Here is an 18,794-nt window from a genome sequence, read left to right on the forward strand (position 1 = left end):
ACGATAAATGAGAAATATGCCTGAATGCCAGAACTGCGGCTCTTTCGTGACCGACGCCTACGTCCGCGTTTTTTCACCAACTGGAATCAGCGACCCTCGCGTCTGCCCGCGATGTACCGACAAAATCAGAGAGGGCGCGTCCGTTCGGGACGCCCGTTCGCCCCGAAATCCGTAGTCTGTGGGCTTCTACGCGGGCTTTTGGAGGCTAACCCAGAGGTTTATCCATCACCGTCTCTACCACATGGACAATGACTGACGCCGAACCCACGGTCACTCGTCTCTTTGGGGGGCCGGGGAGCGGGAAGACGACGGCACTTCTCGACGAAGTTGAGGACATCCTCGCACAGGAGGGTGTCGAAATCAACGACGTGCTCGTTGTCTCCTACACCCGCGCTGCAGCAGCAGAGATTCGAGAACGCCTCGCAGAGCGCCTCGATGTCACCCCGCGGTCGCTCCAGGGTAACGTCTCGACCATGCACGCAAAGGCCTACGAACTGCTCGACCTCTCGCGCAAGGACGTGGTGGGCGAGAAGGAAAAAAAGGAGTTCTGTGAGGAGTACGGCCTCGAATTCGAAGACGAATATTCGAGTTCCCGCCGCCGTACCGCCCGCTCGACCACGATTGGGAACAAAATCATCGCCACGAGCCAGTGGCTCCAGCGCACCCGCCGCGAGGTGGCAGACTGGTACGACGTTCCCTTCCAGTGGAACGTAGAGAAAGTCCGCCTCCCACCGGATATCGACCCGAACGCCCAAGAGGGGAACAAGTACACCCCGACGTGGCCGTCTGACGACAAGCGCATCGACATCCCCGAGGCCATCCGCGCGTGGCAGTCCTACAAGGGCAAGCACAACAAGGTCGGCTTCGCCGACATGCTCGAACGCGTCCACCAGCGGTCGCTGCTTCCGAGCGTTGACTACCTTGTCATCGACGAGTTCCAGGACATCACGACGCTCCAGTACGCGGTGTACGAGGAGTGGAAACAGCACATGAAACACGTCCTCATCGCGGGTGACGACGACCAGGTCGTCTACGCGTGGCAGGGCGCAGACCCGAAACTCTTGCTCGAAGAGGAGGGCGAAGACGTGATTCTCCCGAACTCCTACCGGCTGCCGTCGAAGATTCTGAACGTCGTCCAACACGAGATTCGCCACATCGAAGAGCGCCAGGAGAAGAAGCTTCGGCCGCGGAAGGAAGGCGGCATCGTCGAAGCGATGAGTTCGCCCTCCATGCTCGACCTCGTGCGCGAACTCCGGCGCACCATCGAAAAAGAGGAGGGTACCATCATGGTGCTGTTCCGGGCGCGCTATCAGATGTTCCAGTTCATGGACGAGTTCATTGACGAGGGGATTCCGTTTCGCGTTCTCACCGACCAGCGCATGTGGACCGACCGCCTCTATCAGTACGTCACCGCGGTCGAAGCCATCGACGCGGGCGAGAACGTAGATGGGTTGCAAGCGCGCCGACTCGCCAACATGCTCGCGGATTCGGCGTTCGGCACGAACGACCGCGATTCGCTGTTCGAGGCCATCGAGGACGCAAAAGAGGAACACGACGAAGACGACCTCACGAATCTCGAATTCGAGCCGGATTTCATCCGCGAATTCGCGCCGTTCGTTCCCGCGCCCGTGTCCGCCGCAGACATGCTCCGGAAAGTGACGTCCTTCCAGAAGCGCTCGCTCAAAGCCTACTTCGCGGGTGATTACCAGCACTTAGACCGCGAGAACGTTCGTGTGGGCACTATCCACTCCGCGAAAGGTCGTGAGGCAGACCACGTGTTCGTCGCCACCGACCTCACCGAGAAGGTCGTCGAACAGATGGCCGCGCTCCTCGAACAAGAGGGGCGCATCCCCGAGGGCATCGAGTTCACAAAGCGCACGAGTCCAATTCCGATTATGACCGACAACGAACGCCGTGTGTTCTACGTCGGGATGAGCCGTGCGCGCGAACGCCTCGTCATGATGGAAAATCTCGTAGACGGCGCGCCGACGCTCCCGATTGACGTGTTGCTCCACAACCGTCCGGTCGAAAAGCCGCTCGCAGAACTGCTCGAAGAAGCCACAGACCCGCTGTCTGCCGACTGATTACTCGTCGTCTTTCTCTTTGACCACTGCGCCTGCGACCTTCTCTGCGGCCATCCCCGGCAGGTCGCCAGGAGTCGTGATGTACTCCTCGATTGCAATCATCAGAATCGCGAGGCCGATGAAGCCGCCGCCAATGAGATGCTCTCCTCGCGTGAGCATATCGAGGCCGAGCAAGCCCACGGGGATGGCGAAGGCGAGTGCGATAGCCAACTGGATGGTTCCGAGGATGCCCTTTCCCATTGGAAGAGTGTTTCGCTCGCGCGTGCAAAAACGCCTCGGCTGAAGGCGGGGGATTCTTTCGCTTCCCCTCCCTATCTGCCCCTATGTTCACCGGAATCGTCGAAACGACGGGTGACGTACTCGCCGTCACCGACACCGACGGCGGCCGACGGCTGAAACTCGGCGCGCCCTTTACTGACCTCCACCACGGCCAATCCATTAGCGTCAACGGAGCCTGTCTCACCGTCGAAGAATTTGGCGACGGCTGGTTCTCCGTGTTCCTCCTCACAGAAACCGTCTCGCGCACCGCGTTTGATGCCATCGAAGAAGGCGACGTGGTCAACTTAGAGCGCGCCATGCCCGCAGACGGGCGCTTTGACGGCCACATCGTCCAAGGGCACGTCGATGGCACCGCCGAGATTCGCCGCATCGACCAGCTCGGCGACGACTGGGAGTTCGAAATTTCGCTGCCCGAAGACTCGGCCAAATACGTCGTCGAGAAGGGGTCGATTACCGTCGATGGCATCTCGCTCACGGTCGCCTCGCGTGAGGACGACTCGTTTACGGTTGCCATCATCCCGACGACCTACGACCTCACGAACCTCTCAGAGAAACAGGTCGGTGACCGCGTCCATCTCGAAGTGGACGTCATCGCGAAGTACGTAGAACAGTTGCTTTAGGCGTCGTATTCTGTTTTCTCGACTTTCATCTCGCCTGCGTCGGGCGTGTCGTGTAGGTCGCGGTAGGTGTGGCTGTACCGGCGGAGTTTTCGCAGGAGGATGTAGCCAAAGAACCCATCGTAGACGATGACGAAGCCGAGGAACACGACGAACGGCGAGACGCTCGGGATGAGCACGCTGATGAGGTCGGGGACGATGGTGACGAGCGTGTTGTAGGTTGCGTGGATGAGCGCGGCGATGAGCAGGCCTTTCACGACGATTGGCCCGCGATTTTCGGGGTTGAACTTGGCGAGGCCAAGGTAGTAGCCCGCGAATGCAGAGTAGATGACGTGGCCCGGCCCGGCGAGCGCGCGCACGGCGGTGATGTCGGAGCCTGCGCCCACGATGTTCCCGCTCGCGAGGAAGGCGGCGTTCAGATTCTGGGTGATGTACAGGGCGTTTTCGATGGTAGCGAAGCCGAGTCCGGCTATCGCGCCGTACACCGCGCCGTCAATGACCGCGTCGAAGCGCTCTGAGCGATAGGCATACAGTCGGATGGCGAGCCACTTTACAGTCTCTTCGACGGGGCCAACGACGAGGTAGAACATGAACACGAGGCCGAGCACGGGGATGGTGCCAAAGCCGGAGCCGATGGCTTGGACGCCGTTGCCGACGTAGGTGTTCAATATGCCCGCAAAGCCCGCGAACAACACGGCGAGGACGAACGTCGCAACCATGAGTTCGAGTGGCTCTTCGCTCGTCGCATCTTCGCGTCGCACGTACCATGCAAGCCCAAGGGCGGGGAGTGCAGAGAGCACGACGAGTGCGCCAACGGCTGGCTCGGTAATCGCACCAACACCACCGAGGGCGAACTGGGCGACGAAGATGATCAGTGCCATCAGAAAGACGATGGCACGAAGGGAGAACTTGAGCCCGCGGAAAATGGAGACTGCAACGCGGTCGAGCCGAGACCGCACCTCCCACGTCGCAACATCGTAGAGATCTTGTGACCCGTCGGCGCGCGCCTGAATCGGGTCGCGTCTATCCGTCATGCACCGATGTATGCCATCCCCGACCCTAATTGTTCTGCCTACTAGCCCTCCTTCAAACACCTAATACAGGTGTTAGGGGTAGTTTTATCACTGCCTTCGTGCCGAGTGTTGGGTCATGACACGGTACAGCACGAGCAGAGGCCTGCTCTACACGGCCCCACCGAAAACCGACCGACGGACCACAGCCGAAGAACACGCACCGACGACGGCCGAAGAGCGCCCGACCGTCACCGACGACACCCCGACGGCCGCCCCCGCAGACGACTGAGCACAGACCGCGCTATTTTCAATCCCGCCCACCCAACCGTGGAGCATGCACTTCGACCAGCGAACGCAGGCGGCGCTTCGTGACGCTGGCCTCTCGCTCGACGACCTGAAAGCGGTCTCTCGCAATATCGTCGAGACGACGCAGGCTGACGCAGATCGCCTCCGCGCCTTCTTCGAGGAACACGACACCGTCTACTCGGACATGGATCTCGCCCACAGCCGCGACGACTTTCCAGAACACACCGTGTCCTACTGCGACCTGTTCACCCACGGCGCGGACATCCGCGGCTACCTCCGCTTTGACTCGTGGGGCGTCCCCGTCGAAGGCGGGCGCATCCTTGGCGACGACGTGGTCGAACTGAATCTCGGCGCGACGGTGCACGACCGCGTCCGCTTTGCCACCTCGCGCGACGCGCTATGAACGTCCGCGTCCGCGGCATCTACACGACCGCCATCACCCACCTGCTCCACGAGGCGGGCCACGACGTGGTGCTCGCCTCAGAACCCATCCAGAACCGGTTTGACGAATCGTTCTCCCACGCCGAATACGACGCAACCGTCGAGACCACCGCCGACCGCCAAGGCGTTTCGGTAATCGGTACCGAGGACGCCGTTTTCGCCCTCACAGACCTGCTTTCGGTGGCTATCGACACGTTCTCGTGGGCAGACCCAGCCCCGAGGGGGGCCATCTGCAACGCCGTCGTGATGGAGACAAAAAAGAGCGGCGCAATCGTGGATGTGGGCGACCGTGACGCCTTTCTCCCGTACTCGAAGGTTGACGACCGCGTCGAAGAAGGCGACGCGCTCCGCGTACAGGTGCGCGACCCCGCCGCCCCGTGGAGCGACGACCGGCCGGTCGTTGACACCCGCATCAGAGTGATGGGCGGCCTCGTCACTCTCGTCCGAGGCAGCAAACCGTCCGGAACCCGCCCGATGGCCCTTGGCGACCTGCTCCCGACCGACCCACCCGAGGGCTGGTACGTAAGCTGGGGACGGGACGCAGACGACGCCAGCCTCGACGCCCTCGACGACGCGCTTTCGGGAGCGGTCGAGCAGGCAACGGCCATCGAGCAGGTGCTGTCGTCGGCACCCGCACCCGACGACGACGCTCCGCACCTGCACTACGCGGGCGACGCAACGCGCTGGGCTTGGTTCGGCCGCGACTCCCGGTTCGCGCTCGACGACCACCGCCGCGCCGTGACGACGACGATGCCCGGCCACCACCGGACGAAGGCCGCAGACCGTCGCGCGAGCGCCGCCGTGGACTTCGCAGAGGCAATCTGCGACCCGAGCGGGGGCTTTCCCTTCGCCGCCGTCACTCGGCAGTTCGGCCCGCTGACGGGCGACCGACTGGCGATTGGTCACGGCAAACCGGAGGGACGCCTCATCACGCTTGGGTCAGGAACAGTCACCGACCGAGACGTAGACAAACAGCGCATCACTCTGACCCGCGAAATGTCGCCCGGTGGCTCCTACGACGCCTTAGACGTGCCCCGGCGCGCCGGAGACGTGGCGGTCACGAAGTTCACCGAAGGCAAGTGGTGGTATCCCACGGTGTACAAGAGTCAGGACGGCGAGCGCCGGGGCACCTACGTCAACATCTGCACGCCGGTCGAACTGTTCCCCGACAGCGTTCGCTACGTGGACTTACACGTCGATGTCATCAAACACGCAGACGGAACGGTCGAGCGCGTCGATGACGACGAACTCGACGACGCCGTTTCCGCCGGACACATTTCACCCGAACTCGCAGAAAAAGCGCGACGCGTCGCGAGCGCCATCGAAAACGCGCTCTAATCAGACTACTCTTCTCGCCGCAGATAGCGCCACGCGCCCAGACCAACTCCGGTAATCGCTGCGGGCACGCCAAAGCCCGGACCGGAGGTGTCGGTTGTCGTCTCTTCTGTTGTGGTGGTCGATTGCGTCGTCGTGGTGGTCTGGGTCGTGGTTTGGGTGGTCGTCGTCTGCGTCGCAGTTTGCGTCGCCGTCGGGGTTTCCGTTTCCGTCAACGACGGCGGATTTGCTTGCTCGCCCGCCCGGTCGGGGAAGGTGTACAGGGCCGCGCCGTTGGCTGGGTTGGCCCCGCTTGCGCTCGGATTTTCGTGGCTGGTTGCGACGAAGAACTCACCAGAAACGGCGAGTTGTGCCGTCCAGAAACTCGTCTCGTCGGGTTCGCGCCACCACGCGAGTTCCTCGGGACTGGCCGGGTCTGCGATGTCGTGAATCTTCACGCCGCCTTGGTACCACGAGGTGTAGAGGCGGTCGCCCGTGATGTCGAAGTTGTGCGAGGTGGTCCACGTCCCTTGGAAGGTGGCGTCTGCGGATTCTGGCGGTTCTATCATGGCGAGCGACTCCGGCGCGGTTTTATCGGAAATGTCGAACAGTTCGATGCCACTCGGCCCGCCCGTATCGTCAGCGGCGTCTACGTCCCATGACTCGCCGCCGACGCCCATCACCGTCGCGTCGTCGTTGACCGTGACGTAGTGGTCGTTGCCCGGCGGCTCGAACACCATCTGTCTGAACTGGTCGTCGGTGAGTTGGGCGAGTTCGTCCGGGTCTGGCGTCCGCACGTTGCCGAGATACTCGGGGTTCGCCGGGTCAGAACAATCGACAATCCACGTCCCGGCATCCCAGAAGACGAGATACGCAATTGATTCTTTGACGTAGAGGTCGTGGAGCGTCCAGACGCTCGTGTTGATGTCGGCCCACCGCTCGTCGTGGTCTGCAATCGACCAGCGGCCGACTTCTTCCGGTTCGCCGCTCACGTCAACGATGACGAGTTCGTTTCTTCTCGTATCGATGTCTGCGTGTTCGTTGTCGCCGAGGTAGGCGGTGTCGCCTTCGAGGTAGACGTTGTGGTGGAAGAAGTTCGTCTCGTACACAGCGCGCTGGGTCGGATTTTCGGGGTCTGAGACGTCGTAGATGACGAGTGCGTTGATGTTCTGACTCGCCGTGGGGTTCGCCGGCCCGGCGACGAGGAGTGTGTCGCCGTCTATTTTCACGTCGTAGATACCACGAAGTGGCCCACCCTCAACGTCGCTCAGTAACCCCAGTTCTTCTGCGAGCACCGTGGGGTTTGCGGGGCTACTCACGTCCACGATGGCGAAGCCGTTGGTCAGGGCCACATAGGCGGTTTCGCCGTCGGCGCTCACGACGACTTCCTTTGCACGAGGGAGGTCGAGGCGCGCAATCGGTGCATAGCCGGATTCCTGTGCAGTGCCGATATTACTGAAAAGAGGGAGGGCGGCGCCTGCGGCTGCAGCCTGGAGGACCTGTCTGCGGCGCATGCCCCATGTAAACTCGTTACATATATGATGGTTTTGGTCAGGTTACTCGTGGCTCAGTTGCTGTTGTTGTTGGTGGGCAACTGCGGAATGAGCCACGAGAGGAACGCGTCTTCGCTCCGGGTCTGCATCCAGATGCGTCCGGGACCGGTGAACGTCACGACGAGGCCTTCGCCGCTCAGCAGCGTCGACTTGAGGCCGCCTACTTTGTTCACCGTGAAGTTCGCCGTCTCCTCGAAGGCGACGACGTGGCCGGTGTCAACGATGTATTTCTCGCCTGCGTCCAACTCGACTTCCTGAATCGCACCGTAGCTCGATAGGAACGTGTCACCCGTCCCGGTGAGCTTGAGCAAGAACAGGCCTTCACCGCCGAAGAACGTCCGCCCGCCGCCGAACTTCGTGTCTATGTCGATGCTCGGGTCTGCGGCGAGAAACGACCCCGACTGGACGTAGAGCGTTTCGTCTTCGATGTCGTGGTTCACCACGTCGCCGGGAAGCGGTGGAGCGAGCGTGACGTGCCCGGCGGTGTTCGCGGTAAACGTGTTCATGAAGAAACTCTCGCCGCCGAGGACCGAACGCTTCAGCGACCCGAGAATCCCCCCGTTCGCCGCGGTCTTGATTTCGACGCCGTCTGTGTAACTGACCATCGAACCCGCTTCGGTGACGATTGCCTCGCCTGCATTGAGGTGAACGGTCACGAGGGCGAACGACGGGCGGTGGTCGATTTCGTGGTGCATTACACCTACGTGTTAGTTCGCCTCCACTAAGGAGATTTGCCCCGTTTGGGTCGCGTCAGTCTCGCCGGACGTACGTCACTGGGCACGGGGCGGCAAAGAGCACTTCCTGTGCCGTAGAGCCGAACACGGCCTTGCCCGTCGGGGAACGCTTTCGCCCGCCGATGACGACGCGGTCTGCATTGACGTTCTCTGCGAGGGTGACGATTGCGTCACCATGGGTTCCGACTGTGCCTTCGATTTCGTACGATACCCCCGCATCATCAAAGTGTGCCGCGAGGTCTCGAATCGTCGTGTGCCGTCGGGCGACTTCACCGGGCTCTGCACGGGTTTGCGGGGTGTAGTCGAGTTGATCTAACACCGATTCGAACTCGTCTTCGGTGAACACGTGGCCGAGTACCACGGTCGCGCTGGTTGGCTTCGCCACCTCGATAACGGTCTGTGCAAGTTTGTTCACGCTGTTTGCGTCGCGGGGGCCAACCGCGAGTAACATGGTGTCAAGTGCCATGCTCGGCTGGTTGTTTCGTGACCGGCTAAAAGGTGCGGCCATCAATGAGCGACTGCTTTTCTACCCCGCTCGCGTGCCACCGTCTCACACCCTAACCGACAGCGTTTCACGCCTCCCGTCCATACGCAGGCGTAGATGAGCAAGGACTACATCGAGGTTCGGGGGGCCAACGAACACAACCTGAAAGACCTCGACGTTCGCGTGCCACGCGAGACGTTCACCGTCGTCACCGGACTGTCGGGGTCAGGCAAGTCGTCGCTCGCCTTCGACACCATTTACGCCGAGGGTCAACGGCGCTACATCGAGAGTCTGAGCGCCTACGCCCGCAACTTCCTCGGGCAGATGGACAAGCCGCAAGTCGAGAGCGTCGAAGGGCTGTCACCGGCCATCTCCATCGACCAAAAAAACGGGGCGAACAACCCCCGCTCGACGGTCGGAACGGTGACCGAACTCCACGACTACCTGCGCCTGCTGTACGCCCGCGTCGGGATTCCTCACTGTCCCGAGTGTGGCCGTGAGGTGGGTGAACAGAGCGCCCAGAACATGGTACGCCGGATTCTCGAACTGCCCGACGGAACGAAAGCGAAAATCGCCGCGCCGGTCGTCCGCGACCAGAAAGGCGCGTTCGCAGACCTGTTTTCGGACCTCGTGAGCGAAGGCTACTCGCGCGTCGAAGTCGACGGTGAGGAGTACGACCTCACCACAGAGAAGCCAACGCTCGACGAGAACTTTCGCCACACCGTAGACGTCATCGTAGACCGCGTAAAAATCGCAGAGAAGGCGCGCTCGCGCATCACCGACAGCGTCGAAACCGCCCTCCGCGAAGCCGACGGCATCATCAAAGTCATCCTACCGAACCCACCAGAGGGCGTCCGCCTCGGCTCCGAGACGCGTTCGACCGGGTCGCTCGGCGCGGATGCGGAGAAAGACGGTCGCCTCGTCGTCGAGTTCTCAGAAGACCTCGCGTGCACCCACTGCGGCATCGACCTGAGCGAAGTCGAAACGCGGAGTTTCTCCTTCAACAGCCCGTACGGGGCGTGTCCGGAGTGTTCCGGGCTTGGGGAGACGAAAGAAATCGACGAAGCGCTCGTGATTCAAGACGCGAGCCAGCCGTTGAAACACGTCTTCGAGCCGTGGAGCTACAACCGGAACTACTACCGCCGCCAGCTCGACTCGATGGGCGAGCACTACGACGTTTCGCTTGACACGCCATTTGAAGACCTCGATGAGGAAGTCCAGCAGGGCTTTCTCTACGGCACTCGCGAGGACGTGCTGTTCGAGTGGAAGACGAAAAATGGAATTCGCCGCAAGGAACAGCCGTTCGAGGGCGTCATCCCGAATCTCGAACGTCGTCACGTCGAAACCGACAGCAAGCGCGCTCGTGAGCACATCGAGAAGTTCATGTCCGTCACGACGTGCCCGGCGTGTAACGGCTCGCGCCTGAAACCCGAATCGCGCGCGGTGCTCGTCTCCGGTACGTCGCTGCCCGAGGTGAACCGGATGAGCATCGGTGATGCACTCTCCTACTTCGAAGGCCTCGAAGACACGTTCACCGACCGCGAGCGAACCATCGCCACGGAGATTCTCAAAGAGATTCGCGCCCGGCTCGGGTTCATGTGCGAAGTCGGCCTCGAATACCTCACGCTTGACCGCGAGGCGGCGACCCTCTCGGGCGGGGAGAGCCAGCGGATTCGTCTCGCCACGCAAATCGGCTCCGGCCTCGTCGGCGTGCTCTACGTGCTCGACGAACCGTCGATTGGCCTCCACCAGCGCGACAACGACCGCCTGCTCAACACGCTCTGTGAACTCCGCGACATCGGGAACACGCTCATAGTCGTCGAACACGACGAGGAGACGATGCGCCGGGCGGACAACATCATCGACATGGGGCCGGGTCCCGGAAAACGCGGCGGCGAAGTCGTTTTCCAAGGCACCTACGGCGAAATCCTCGACGCCGACACCATCACCGCGGAGTATCTCTCCGGCCGGAAAGCGATTCCAGTCCCAACAGAGCGACGCGAAGCGGCCGACTCTATTACCATTCGCGGCGCGCGCCAGCACAACCTCAAGAACCTCGACGTGGACATTCCGCTCGGCTGTTTCACCGCCGTCACGGGCGTCTCTGGCTCCGGGAAATCGACGCTGATGCACGAAATTCTCTACAAGAGCCTCGCGCGGACGATGAACAACAACACGAGCGTCGACCCCGGCGAGCACGACTCCATCGAGGGCCTCGACCAAATCGAGACGGTGCGCCTCATCGACCAGAGTCCGATTGGCCGCACCCCGCGGTCGAATCCGGCGACCTACACCGGGGTGTTCGACTACATCCGCGAACTGTTCGCAAAGACGAAACTCGCCCGCCAGCGCGGCTATGAGAAGGGCCGATTCTCGTTCAACGTGAAAGGTGGCCGGTGTGAGGAGTGTGGCGGACAGGGCACCGTCAAAATCGAGATGAACTTCCTCTCAGACGTGTACGTCCCGTGTGAGGAGTGTGAAGGCGACCGCTACAACGACGAGACCCTCGACGTGACCTACAAGGGCAAGACCATCGCCGACGTGCTCGATATGAGCATCGAGGAAGCACTCGAATTCTTCGAGGCGGACACGCGCATCAAGCGCCGTCTGCAACTGCTCTCCGACGTTGGCCTCGACTACATGCGCCTTGGCCAGCCCTCGACCACGCTCTCGGGCGGCGAAGCCCAGCGCGTCAAACTCGCCGAGGAACTCGGCAAGAAACAGACCGGCGAGACGCTCTATTTGTTGGACGAGCCAACGACTGGCCTCCACTCGGAAGACGAGCGCAAACTCATCGAGGTGCTCCAGCGACTCGTGGACAACGGGAACAGCGTGGTCGTCGTCGAACACGAACTCGACCTCGTCAAAAACGCAGACCACATCATTGACCTCGGGCCGGAAGGCGGCGAGAAAGGCGGCCAAATCGTCGCCCGGGGCACGCCAGAAGACGTCGCCCGCAACGACGACTCCCACACCGGTCGCTACCTCCGTGACCTGCTTCCGGACATCGAACTCGACGGCCCACGCGCAGACCGCGTGGCTCCGGCGATGACGACCGACGACTGACGGCGCTACATCTCTTTCTGCCGAGAGCGCGTATCTCTGAGTATGACCGCCATTTACGCACCACTCCGTGAGGTACTCGTCGTCGCCACCGGACAAGGAGAAGATTGGCAGACAACCGAACGACTCGACGGCCATTCGATCGAATGCGTGGCCGTCTCGCAGGCCGCACCCGACCGTGTGTTCGTCGGAACCTTCGACGCCGGAGTGCAGCGCAGTCTCGACGCTGGCGACACGTGGGAACAGGTTGGTGAGGACGTCATCGAGGGTGCCGTGATGTCGGCGCGGGTGAGTCCGCACGACCCTGACACGGTCTACGCCGGCACTGAACCAAGCGCCGTCTATCGTTCAACTGATGGGGGCGATTCGTGGACGGCGCTCTCGCCGCTCACCGACCTTCCCTCAGCAGACGAGTGGTACTTCCCACCGCGTCCAGACACCCACCACGTTCGGTGGATTGAGGTCGACCCGGCGGACCCAGATCGTCTCTACGTTGGTATCGAAGCGGGGGCGTTCGTCTACTCCGAAGACGGCGGCGAGTCGTGGCACGAACGACCCTCCGGCTCGCGCTATGACAACCACTCGCTGGCCGTCCACCCAGATGCGCCGGGCCGTGTCTATGCGGCGGCTGGCGACGGCTACGCCGAGTCACGAGACGGCGGGAAATCGTGGAACCACCTGCAGGACGGGTTGCGCCACCGCTACTGCTGGAGCGTTGCGCCCGACCCGGGCGACCCGGACACGGTGGTTCTCACCGCGGCGAGCGGGCCGTACTCGGCACATAATCCGTCGTCTGCTGAGTCTTTCATCTACCGACGCGAAGGAGATGGTGCGTGGGAGCGCTGCGGGGCAGACCTCGGAGAAGGAGACGGACTGGTTCGCGCCGAGCTGGCGACGGTGGGAAAGCCTGGCGTCGTCTATGCGTTCTCGAACCTCGGCATCTCGCGCTCGTCGGATGCCGGGAAGTCGTGGGACTCGCTCTCAGTTCCGTGGAGCGACCGCTACACCGGACTGACGCCACGCGGCTTTGCGGTCATCGAATAGGGGCACACAGCCAGCACAGCACGCTCACGAAGCCGACTGCTGGACACCCGCGGCGGCTTCGTGGCAGTTCTCACATGGCCCGTGCTGGCCGCGTGCTCATTGATAAATGCTCGCACGGGACGCCGAGAGGCCGGGAAGTATATACTGGCGGAAAAGTTAGGCGAAGGCAATGTACGAATTCGTCGTCGTCGGTGCTGGCCCTGCCGGGTCGCGGTTTGCCCGTCGTACCGCCGAGGCCGGACACGACGTGCTCGTCCTCGAACGCGGTGAGGTGGGTAAACCCCTCGCCTGTTCTGGCCACGTCAGCACCGACCTCTGGGAGTTTACGCCGCCGGGTGCGCGCGAGCAACTCCTGCAGAACGAAATCTCGGGCGCGCGATTCCACACGGGCGGTCCCGGAAGCGACGCCCACCTTTTCTACAAACACGAGGTCATCTCGAACGTCATCGACCGCGTCGGCCTTGACAAGATTCTCGCAGACACGGCCCGCAAGGCAGGTGCCGACCTGCGCGAGAATCACAGCGTCACGTCCGTCACCGAACGCCGCGACCGCGTTTCGGTTGTGGCACAAACGCCAGACGGTACGGAAACCTTCGAGGGAAAAATCGTCGTCGGGTGTGACGGTCCCGTCTCGCGGGTGCGCCGCGAGTGTAACCTCCCCGAACCCAAGGAGAAACTGCAGGGCGTCCTCGCTTTCTCCGAAGAAGATGACCCCGGCGAGTACGTTGACGTGCACTTGACTGCGCCGACCTTCTTTGCGTGGCGCATCCCCCGTGGTGAGGCGGGTGTCGAGTACGGACTCGCCGCGCCGCCCGGCTCGGAGCCGACCGCACGCGAACTGTTCGACGAGTTTGTCTCCGGCTACGACGTCGAAACCTCGCATTTCTGTGCGGGCATGATTCCCATTGGCCCCCCAAAGCGCGTGACCGGCCGCCGGAGTTTGCTGATTGGCGATGCGGCCGCCCAGACAAAACCGTTCACCGGTGGCGGAATTGTGTACGGGATGACCGCCGCAGACCACGCCACGGCGACGGTTGACCCCGACGACCCGAGCACGCTTGGCGACTACGAGCGGGCATGGCGCGATGATTTACGTACCGAAATTCGTCTCGGTGCGTGGATTCGCAAGGCGTACTCGCTGCCGAAACCCGTGCAGAATGCCGGACTCGGGACGCTCGCAGGCGAGATTGGCGTCCACATGGACAAACCCACCACGATTGCCTCGCGCGAGCAGTTGAAGGCGCTCCTGTCGAGAAAGTAGTTAGTCGAGATACGTCGGCAGTCGCCCGGATTTCTGGCTCCCTTCCACAAACGGAAGTTGTTCGATGGTTCCAGTCGTCTTTCCGACTTTGAGGTCGGATTCTGTCAGCCCGTATTCGACGTAGGCGAGCGCGAGCGGTTCGTCGCGCGAGGGGCTTTCGACGGCGCGAGTCACGGTTCCAACTTCTTCGCCATCGACGGAGACGGTAGCTCCCGCTTCGGGAAGTTCTTCACAGACAATGCCGACGAGTCGGCGGCTTGGCTGGCCGCGATTTTCGACCCGAGAGACGACCTCTTGGCCGACGAAACAGCCCTTCTCGAAGTTGAGCGCGTTTCTGATGCCGGCGACGTTCGGAATTTGCCCTTCCAATTCGGTTTCGAACAGCGGCGTCCCGGCTTCGAGGGTGAGCGAGTCCCACGTCTCGTAGCCAAAGGGACTGGCTGCCATGCCGAAGTACAAGAGCGCGTCGAGCACTTCTTCGGCTTGGTCTGCGGTGCAAACGACTTCGTAGCCCTCCTCCCCAGTCGGGGCGTCGGTTGCGATGACGGTGACGCCCGCCTCGCCCATCGACCCACGGTCGAACGAGAGTGGGCCTTCGGGCGCGCCGGGACCAGTCAGGACGCTTGCGATTTTTTCGGTGGCTTTCGGGCCGTGGACGCCGAACACTGCGAAGTCGTCGGTGGCGACGCTGATGTCCACGTCTTGGATGAACGTTTTGCCTTGCCAGTCGTCTGCGAGTGCTTGTGCGTGGTCAGGCGGCGTGAACAGCAAGAGGCGCTCGCCCGCGTTGTAGACGTACATGTCCAGCTCGACGCGGCCTTGCGGGTCGAGAAGCAGTGAATAGACGCCCTGTCCGTCGTCGGTCGGGACGGAGTTCGAGATGGCGTTGTCCACGAACTCGACGCGGTCGTCGCCTTCGACGAGGACGACGCCATAGCCCATCTCGATGACGCCAACGACGTTCCGGACGGCCTTGTGCGCCTGTGCGGGTCGCCCGTAGTGGCGGACGACGCGACGGCCGCCGCGCTCTGTGAACGTTGCGCCGTGGTCTTCGTGGAATCCCTCGACGACAGTCATGGCTGGTGGTATTTGCTGGCCGGGAATAAACCTCGCCCTCTACGGCGAGAACTTCCCGAGAATCCGGTCTATCAATGACGGTTCGTCTTCTGCCTCTCCCGGCTCTGGAACGACCTTGTCGTCTGGGAGGATGACGGTTCGTGCCCCTTCGTCGGTTACCTCGATGAGCCCGGCGTCTTTCAGGCTCGCCAGTGCGTCTTCGAGTTCGTCGATGGAAATGTCTGCGTGCGCCCGCAGTTCGAACACGGTCAGCCCCTCGCCCTTTCTATCGACCAAGGCGTCGAGCACCGCAACCTCCGTCGCGTCGCGGTTCCGATACTCACGCTTTGCCCTCATACGCCACTGTATGTCGGGATACATCTTACCCTTGTCCCCCACCTGTCAGCTTGCTTGTTGTTTCACCCCCCGAAACGGGGGGTCATTTCGCTCCCACGTGGCCGTCTGGAGTACAGGAAACAGTACTCTTATACTCGCACGTTGGGATGCAATTGCCAATGAGTCTCAAGTGTTCGCTCCTCGGCCACCGGTACGGCGAACTGGAAGTCGAACGGGAGCGAGAGGAGCGCGGGAGCGAAGTCGTGGTGACGGTGCGTGAAATCGAGGTGTGCGAGCGCTGTGGGGGCACGCAGGTGCGCTCTGAAGCCAAAGAGGTCACGACGATGGAGACGGCGCAACGAGCGCCAGAACCCGTCGAGGACGAACCTGTCTCCGATGATGCAGCCGCTGTCACAGAACACGACGAGGAACCCGCCGACTTCGAATCGACCGACGAGGCAGCCGACAAGGAGGCCGTCCCGTCAGACCCCGCAGACGAAGATGTCGAAATCATCGATGAGCACGAAGCCGCAGACGTGGGGCACGATTCGGCCCCGAACTTAGCGGAAGTCGAGCAGTACGAGGAACTGGACGACTTAGACCCCGAACAGGACGACGGCATCATCCTCACCGACGAGGAAGACGAGGTGGCACAGCGCAAACCCGGCGAGTGGCCAGACGAACCAGAGCACGTCGACCCGACGGACACGAGCTGGGTGCGAAACGGCGACGGCGACGATGCTGCAGCGGAGCTTGACGAGCCTGCTCCGGCCGCGCGGCCGGGCGATGGCCACTTCCACTGTCCGAAGTGCGACTTCGAGACCGAGGTGCGCGAATCGCCGCTTCGCGAAGGTGACATCTGTCCGTCGTGCAAGCAAGGGTATCTCGACCGGGTTGCGACGCGAAAAGAGTAAAACCTGGCTACGCAAACACCTGTTCATGAAGGAGTATAAGATGCGCCGTGGCGAGACGCTCGAAGAGCGAATCCCCGACATGAAAGCAACCGTCGAAGACTACTTTGGGACAATCACGGGGACAGAAGATTTCAAAGGAAGTGACCTCTTCGTCGTTGGCGAACCCAAGAACCCAGTGTTCACGCGCATCATTGCCGGTGCGGTCAAATACAGCGGCAAAAAGGACAAACTCGCCGTCCACTTCGAAGAGCGAGACGCAAAAGAGATTCTCGATAAAGGCCTGGCAGACCACGCCGCAGACGCCGTGAGCGCCAAAAACGACTTCCTCCTCGAAGCCACGGGTCGCGACGCAAAGAGCCGCCGAAAGTCGATGAAGCGCGAAGTCGAAGACGACTCGCCGGACTTCTAACCTCGCTTCGACGTCGGTTCAGATTTTTCGGACAGTCCGCAAATAATACCTAGATTTATCGTCGTATGGTACGTAGTAACATACTGGCCTTCCGTGAGTGCTACTATGGTGGGAGTCAATAGCACGGAGTGAGGCCGCACTGTCTGTCATGGTCTTTCATACTCTCGGGCCCTTTTTGCCCGCAGAGAGAAAAGTCGAGCGCGCTTAGCGGCCGCCGAGTTTCTGGCGGCTGATAGAGACGCCCGTTGGCGTGAGGATAAGCTGGTCGTCGTCTTTCTGGACGATGTCGCCACCGACTTCCTGGGCGACCTGCTGGAGTTCGTCGCTGATGCGTTGCATCGTTCGGTCCTCGGTCGCGTGGCGCGTGATGTCCGCGATGACGAGGTCGCCGTCATAGATGGCGTCTTTGATGGCGATAACGTCCTGTTGATTGCCGATCTTGGCGATGTGGACGCGCATCTTCGCATCGCCAGCTGCGGCCTCGAAGTCATCTATGTTGAGCTCTAGGTAGTCGTCGGTCTTTCGAGACCCACGCTCACCCAGCAGCTTGTTCATAAATCCCATAGAACACACACCGGTTGCTTCGAGTATAGGTGTTACGTCAGACGTGGTCTGCTTGACACCATGCGCTCGGTCACTGTACCATGTCAACAGGGGTCAAGACTTAAATACTGTGGCCGGGTCGTAAATATTGCATACATGAGTGATGTAAATTTAACGCGACGCACATTGCTGAAAACCTCTGCTGTTGGAGCAGTTGGCACACTTTTCGTTGGGAGTGCGGCCGCTGAAAAGCCGCCCCGCCGCATCGTCGGGACGAGCTCCCCCGGCGCAAGCGCAGAAGCGCGCGGGCAAGCCCACACCGTCCACCGCACGCTCGACTTTGGCGCACATGGGCAGGCAGTTGCCGGGCGCTTTTCAGACCAAGCCGTTGCGCAACTGCAAAAACACAGCGAGGTCCGCTACGTCGAAGACGACATTACGATGTACGCCATCGGCAAACCGGGCGACGGTGTCACCACACAGTCCCAGACCCAGCCGTGGGGCATCGACCGCGTAGACGCAGACGTCGCCCACGCAAACGGCTACACCGGTAGCGGCGCAGACCTCGCCATCATCGACACAGGCATCGACTCAGACCACCCCGACCTCGCCGCGAATATCGGGGCTGGCCAAGCGTTCACGAAGGCAAAAGGCAACTACGCCTACGACTGGGACGACGACAACGACCACGGCACCCACTGTGCCGGTATCGCCGCCGGTATCGACAACGCAGAAGGTGTCGTCGGCGTCGCCCCCGAGGCAACCCTCCACGCCGTGAAAGTCCTCGACAAGCGCGGCAGCGGCTACCTCTCTGACGTCGCCGCAGGCATCGAGTGGGTCGCAGACCAAGGCTACGACGTTGGCTCGATGAGCCTCGGCGCGAGCAGTGGCGCACAGACGCTCAAAGACGCCTGCCAGTACGCCGTCGATAACGGCGTCTTCCTCGTCGGCGCGGCCGGAAACAGCGGGCCGTGTACCAACTGCGTTGGCTACCCCGGCGCCTACTCGACAGTCATGGCCGTCTCCTCCACTGACTCCGCTGACAACCTCTCCGGGTTCTCCTCACAGGGGCCAGAAGTCGATATTGCCGCACCCGGGACGGACATCTACTCCTCGGTCGTCGGCGGGTACGACACCTTCTCCGGCACGTCGATGGCGACGCCGCACGTCGCGGGCGCGGCCGCCCAACTCATGGCGGGCGGGAGTTCGAACACGCAGACGCGCTCGTCGCTTGCGAGTGCGGCAGAAGATATTGGACTCGGTTCGAACGAGTCCGGCGCAGGCCTGCTCGACGTGGCCACAGCGCTCGGCCTCGACTCGTCGGATAACTAAAACGCAACTCC

20 protein-coding genes are annotated in these 18,794 nt (G+C 61.9%); 12 read left to right on the forward strand and 8 right to left on the reverse strand.

What is annotated here, in order from left to right:
• The first annotated feature begins 16 nt into the window (after window positions 1-16).
• The gene (locus V5N12_RS17130) at window positions 17-175 is read left to right on the forward strand and encodes a DUF7563 family protein (protein ID WP_442904954.1); all 159 of its coding nucleotides are present in this window, start codon (window positions 17-19) and stop codon (window positions 173-175) included.
• Window positions 176-248: 73 nt separating this feature from the next.
• A complete protein-coding gene (locus V5N12_RS04210) occupies window positions 249-2,084 on the forward strand; it encodes an ATP-dependent helicase (protein WP_332897903.1) in 1,836 nt (611 codons plus the stop codon).
• Here the strand turns inward: V5N12_RS04210 and V5N12_RS04215 are convergent, their stop codons facing one another.
• The gene (locus V5N12_RS04215) at window positions 2,085-2,324 is read right to left on the reverse strand and encodes a DUF7533 family protein (RefSeq protein ID WP_332897904.1); all 240 of its coding nucleotides are present in this window, start codon (window positions 2,322-2,324) and stop codon (window positions 2,085-2,087) included.
• 83 nt (window positions 2,325-2,407) lie between these two features.
• Between V5N12_RS04215 and V5N12_RS04220 the strand changes: the two genes are divergently transcribed.
• Window positions 2,408-2,983: a riboflavin synthase gene (locus tag V5N12_RS04220; protein ID WP_332897905.1), complete on the forward strand. Its 576-nt coding sequence runs from the start codon at window positions 2,408-2,410 to the stop codon at window positions 2,981-2,983.
• Here the strand turns inward: V5N12_RS04220 and V5N12_RS04225 are convergent.
• Entirely contained in the window at window positions 2,980-4,014 is a 1,035-nt protein-coding gene (locus V5N12_RS04225; protein WP_332897906.1) for a PrsW family intramembrane metalloprotease, read from the reverse strand. The two genes, V5N12_RS04220 and V5N12_RS04225, sit on opposite strands and share 4 nt — an antisense overlap.
• Window positions 4,015-4,129: 115 nt before the next feature.
• On the opposite strand from V5N12_RS04225, the gene V5N12_RS04230 reads away from it, so the two are divergent.
• The 3 genes from V5N12_RS04230 to V5N12_RS04240 are packed head-to-tail and all read left to right on the forward strand — an operon-like array spanning window position 4,130 to window position 6,078.
• The gene (locus V5N12_RS04230) at window positions 4,130-4,282 is read left to right on the forward strand and encodes a hypothetical protein (protein WP_332897907.1); all 153 of its coding nucleotides are present in this window, start codon (window positions 4,130-4,132) and stop codon (window positions 4,280-4,282) included.
• Window positions 4,283-4,327: 45 nt separating this feature from the next.
• The gene (locus V5N12_RS04235) at window positions 4,328-4,702 is read left to right on the forward strand and encodes a DUF7532 family protein (RefSeq protein ID WP_332897908.1); all 375 of its coding nucleotides are present in this window, start codon (window positions 4,328-4,330) and stop codon (window positions 4,700-4,702) included.
• On the forward strand, window positions 4,699-6,078 hold the full coding sequence (locus V5N12_RS04240; protein WP_332897909.1) for a DUF402 domain-containing protein: 1,380 nt from the start codon (window positions 4,699-4,701) through the stop codon (window positions 6,076-6,078). Before V5N12_RS04235 ends, V5N12_RS04240 begins: the two co-directional genes overlap by 4 nt.
• A gap of 5 nt (window positions 6,079-6,083) precedes the next feature.
• Here V5N12_RS04240 and V5N12_RS04245 read toward each other — a convergent pair whose 3' ends face one another.
• Genes V5N12_RS04245 through V5N12_RS04255 form a run of 3 tightly spaced genes read right to left on the reverse strand, consistent with a single transcriptional unit; the run spans window position 6,084 to window position 8,807 of the window.
• Entirely contained in the window at window positions 6,084-7,568 is a 1,485-nt protein-coding gene (locus V5N12_RS04245; protein ID WP_332897910.1) for an LVIVD repeat-containing protein, read from the reverse strand.
• Window positions 7,569-7,621: 53 nt separating this feature from the next.
• Complete coding sequence (locus V5N12_RS04250; protein WP_332897911.1) at window positions 7,622-8,302, reverse strand: TIGR00266 family protein; 681 nt, start codon at window positions 8,300-8,302, stop codon at window positions 7,622-7,624.
• 55 nt (window positions 8,303-8,357) lie between these two features.
• Complete coding sequence (locus V5N12_RS04255) at window positions 8,358-8,807, reverse strand: universal stress protein (protein WP_332897912.1); 450 nt, start codon at window positions 8,805-8,807, stop codon at window positions 8,358-8,360.
• Window positions 8,808-8,942: 135 nt separating this feature from the next.
• Here V5N12_RS04255 and uvrA point away from each other — a divergent pair, with 135 nt between their 5' ends.
• The 3 genes from uvrA to V5N12_RS04270 all read left to right on the forward strand — a co-directional run bounded on the left by uvrA (window position 8,943) and on the right by V5N12_RS04270 (window position 14,193).
• Window positions 8,943-11,891: an excinuclease ABC subunit UvrA gene (uvrA, locus tag V5N12_RS04260; protein ID WP_332897913.1), complete on the forward strand. Its 2,949-nt coding sequence runs from the start codon at window positions 8,943-8,945 to the stop codon at window positions 11,889-11,891.
• Window positions 11,892-11,933: 42 nt separating this feature from the next.
• Entirely contained in the window at window positions 11,934-12,932 is a 999-nt protein-coding gene (locus tag V5N12_RS04265) for a WD40/YVTN/BNR-like repeat-containing protein (RefSeq protein WP_332897914.1), read from the forward strand.
• Window positions 12,933-13,101: 169 nt separating this feature from the next.
• On the forward strand, window positions 13,102-14,193 hold the full coding sequence (locus V5N12_RS04270) for a geranylgeranyl reductase family protein (protein ID WP_332897915.1): 1,092 nt from the start codon (window positions 13,102-13,104) through the stop codon (window positions 14,191-14,193).
• On the opposite strand, the gene ygfZ is transcribed toward V5N12_RS04270, so the two are convergent.
• Both ygfZ and V5N12_RS04280 read right to left on the reverse strand, forming a co-directional pair.
• Window positions 14,194-15,270 (reverse strand): CAF17-like 4Fe-4S cluster assembly/insertion protein YgfZ, encoded by a 1,077-nt coding sequence (gene ygfZ, locus V5N12_RS04275; RefSeq protein WP_332897916.1) that lies wholly within the window; start codon window positions 15,268-15,270, stop codon window positions 14,194-14,196. It lies immediately after the preceding gene.
• A 39-nt stretch (window positions 15,271-15,309) separates the two neighbouring features.
• Window positions 15,310-15,606, reverse strand: a complete 297-nt coding sequence (locus V5N12_RS04280) for a DUF6432 family protein (RefSeq protein WP_332897917.1) — start codon at window positions 15,604-15,606, stop codon at window positions 15,310-15,312.
• 158 nt (window positions 15,607-15,764) lie between these two features.
• Between V5N12_RS04280 and V5N12_RS04285 the strand changes: the two genes are divergently transcribed.
• Window positions 15,765-16,499, forward strand: a complete 735-nt coding sequence (locus V5N12_RS04285) for a DUF7093 family protein (RefSeq protein WP_332897918.1) — start codon at window positions 15,765-15,767, stop codon at window positions 16,497-16,499.
• Between the two features lie 25 nt (window positions 16,500-16,524).
• The gene (locus tag V5N12_RS04290) at window positions 16,525-16,908 is read left to right on the forward strand and encodes a DUF5611 family protein (RefSeq protein ID WP_332897919.1); all 384 of its coding nucleotides are present in this window, start codon (window positions 16,525-16,527) and stop codon (window positions 16,906-16,908) included.
• Window positions 16,909-17,112: 204 nt separating this feature from the next.
• On the opposite strand, the gene V5N12_RS04295 is transcribed toward V5N12_RS04290, so the two are convergent.
• Window positions 17,113-17,472 carry a cell division protein SepF gene (locus V5N12_RS04295; protein ID WP_332897920.1) on the reverse strand — a complete coding sequence of 120 codons (360 nt, stop codon included), beginning with the start codon at window positions 17,470-17,472 and terminating at the stop codon, window positions 17,113-17,115.
• Window positions 17,473-17,607: 135 nt separating this feature from the next.
• Between V5N12_RS04295 and V5N12_RS04300 the strand changes: the two genes are divergently transcribed.
• Window positions 17,608-18,783: a S8 family peptidase gene (locus V5N12_RS04300; protein WP_332897921.1), complete on the forward strand. Its 1,176-nt coding sequence runs from the start codon at window positions 17,608-17,610 to the stop codon at window positions 18,781-18,783.
• The last annotated feature ends 11 nt before the right edge of the window (window positions 18,784-18,794 follow it).

It is taken from the genome of Haladaptatus sp. CMSO5 (genome assembly GCF_036689885.1).
Classification (GTDB): domain Archaea; phylum Halobacteriota; class Halobacteria; order Halobacteriales; family Halococcaceae; genus QDMS2.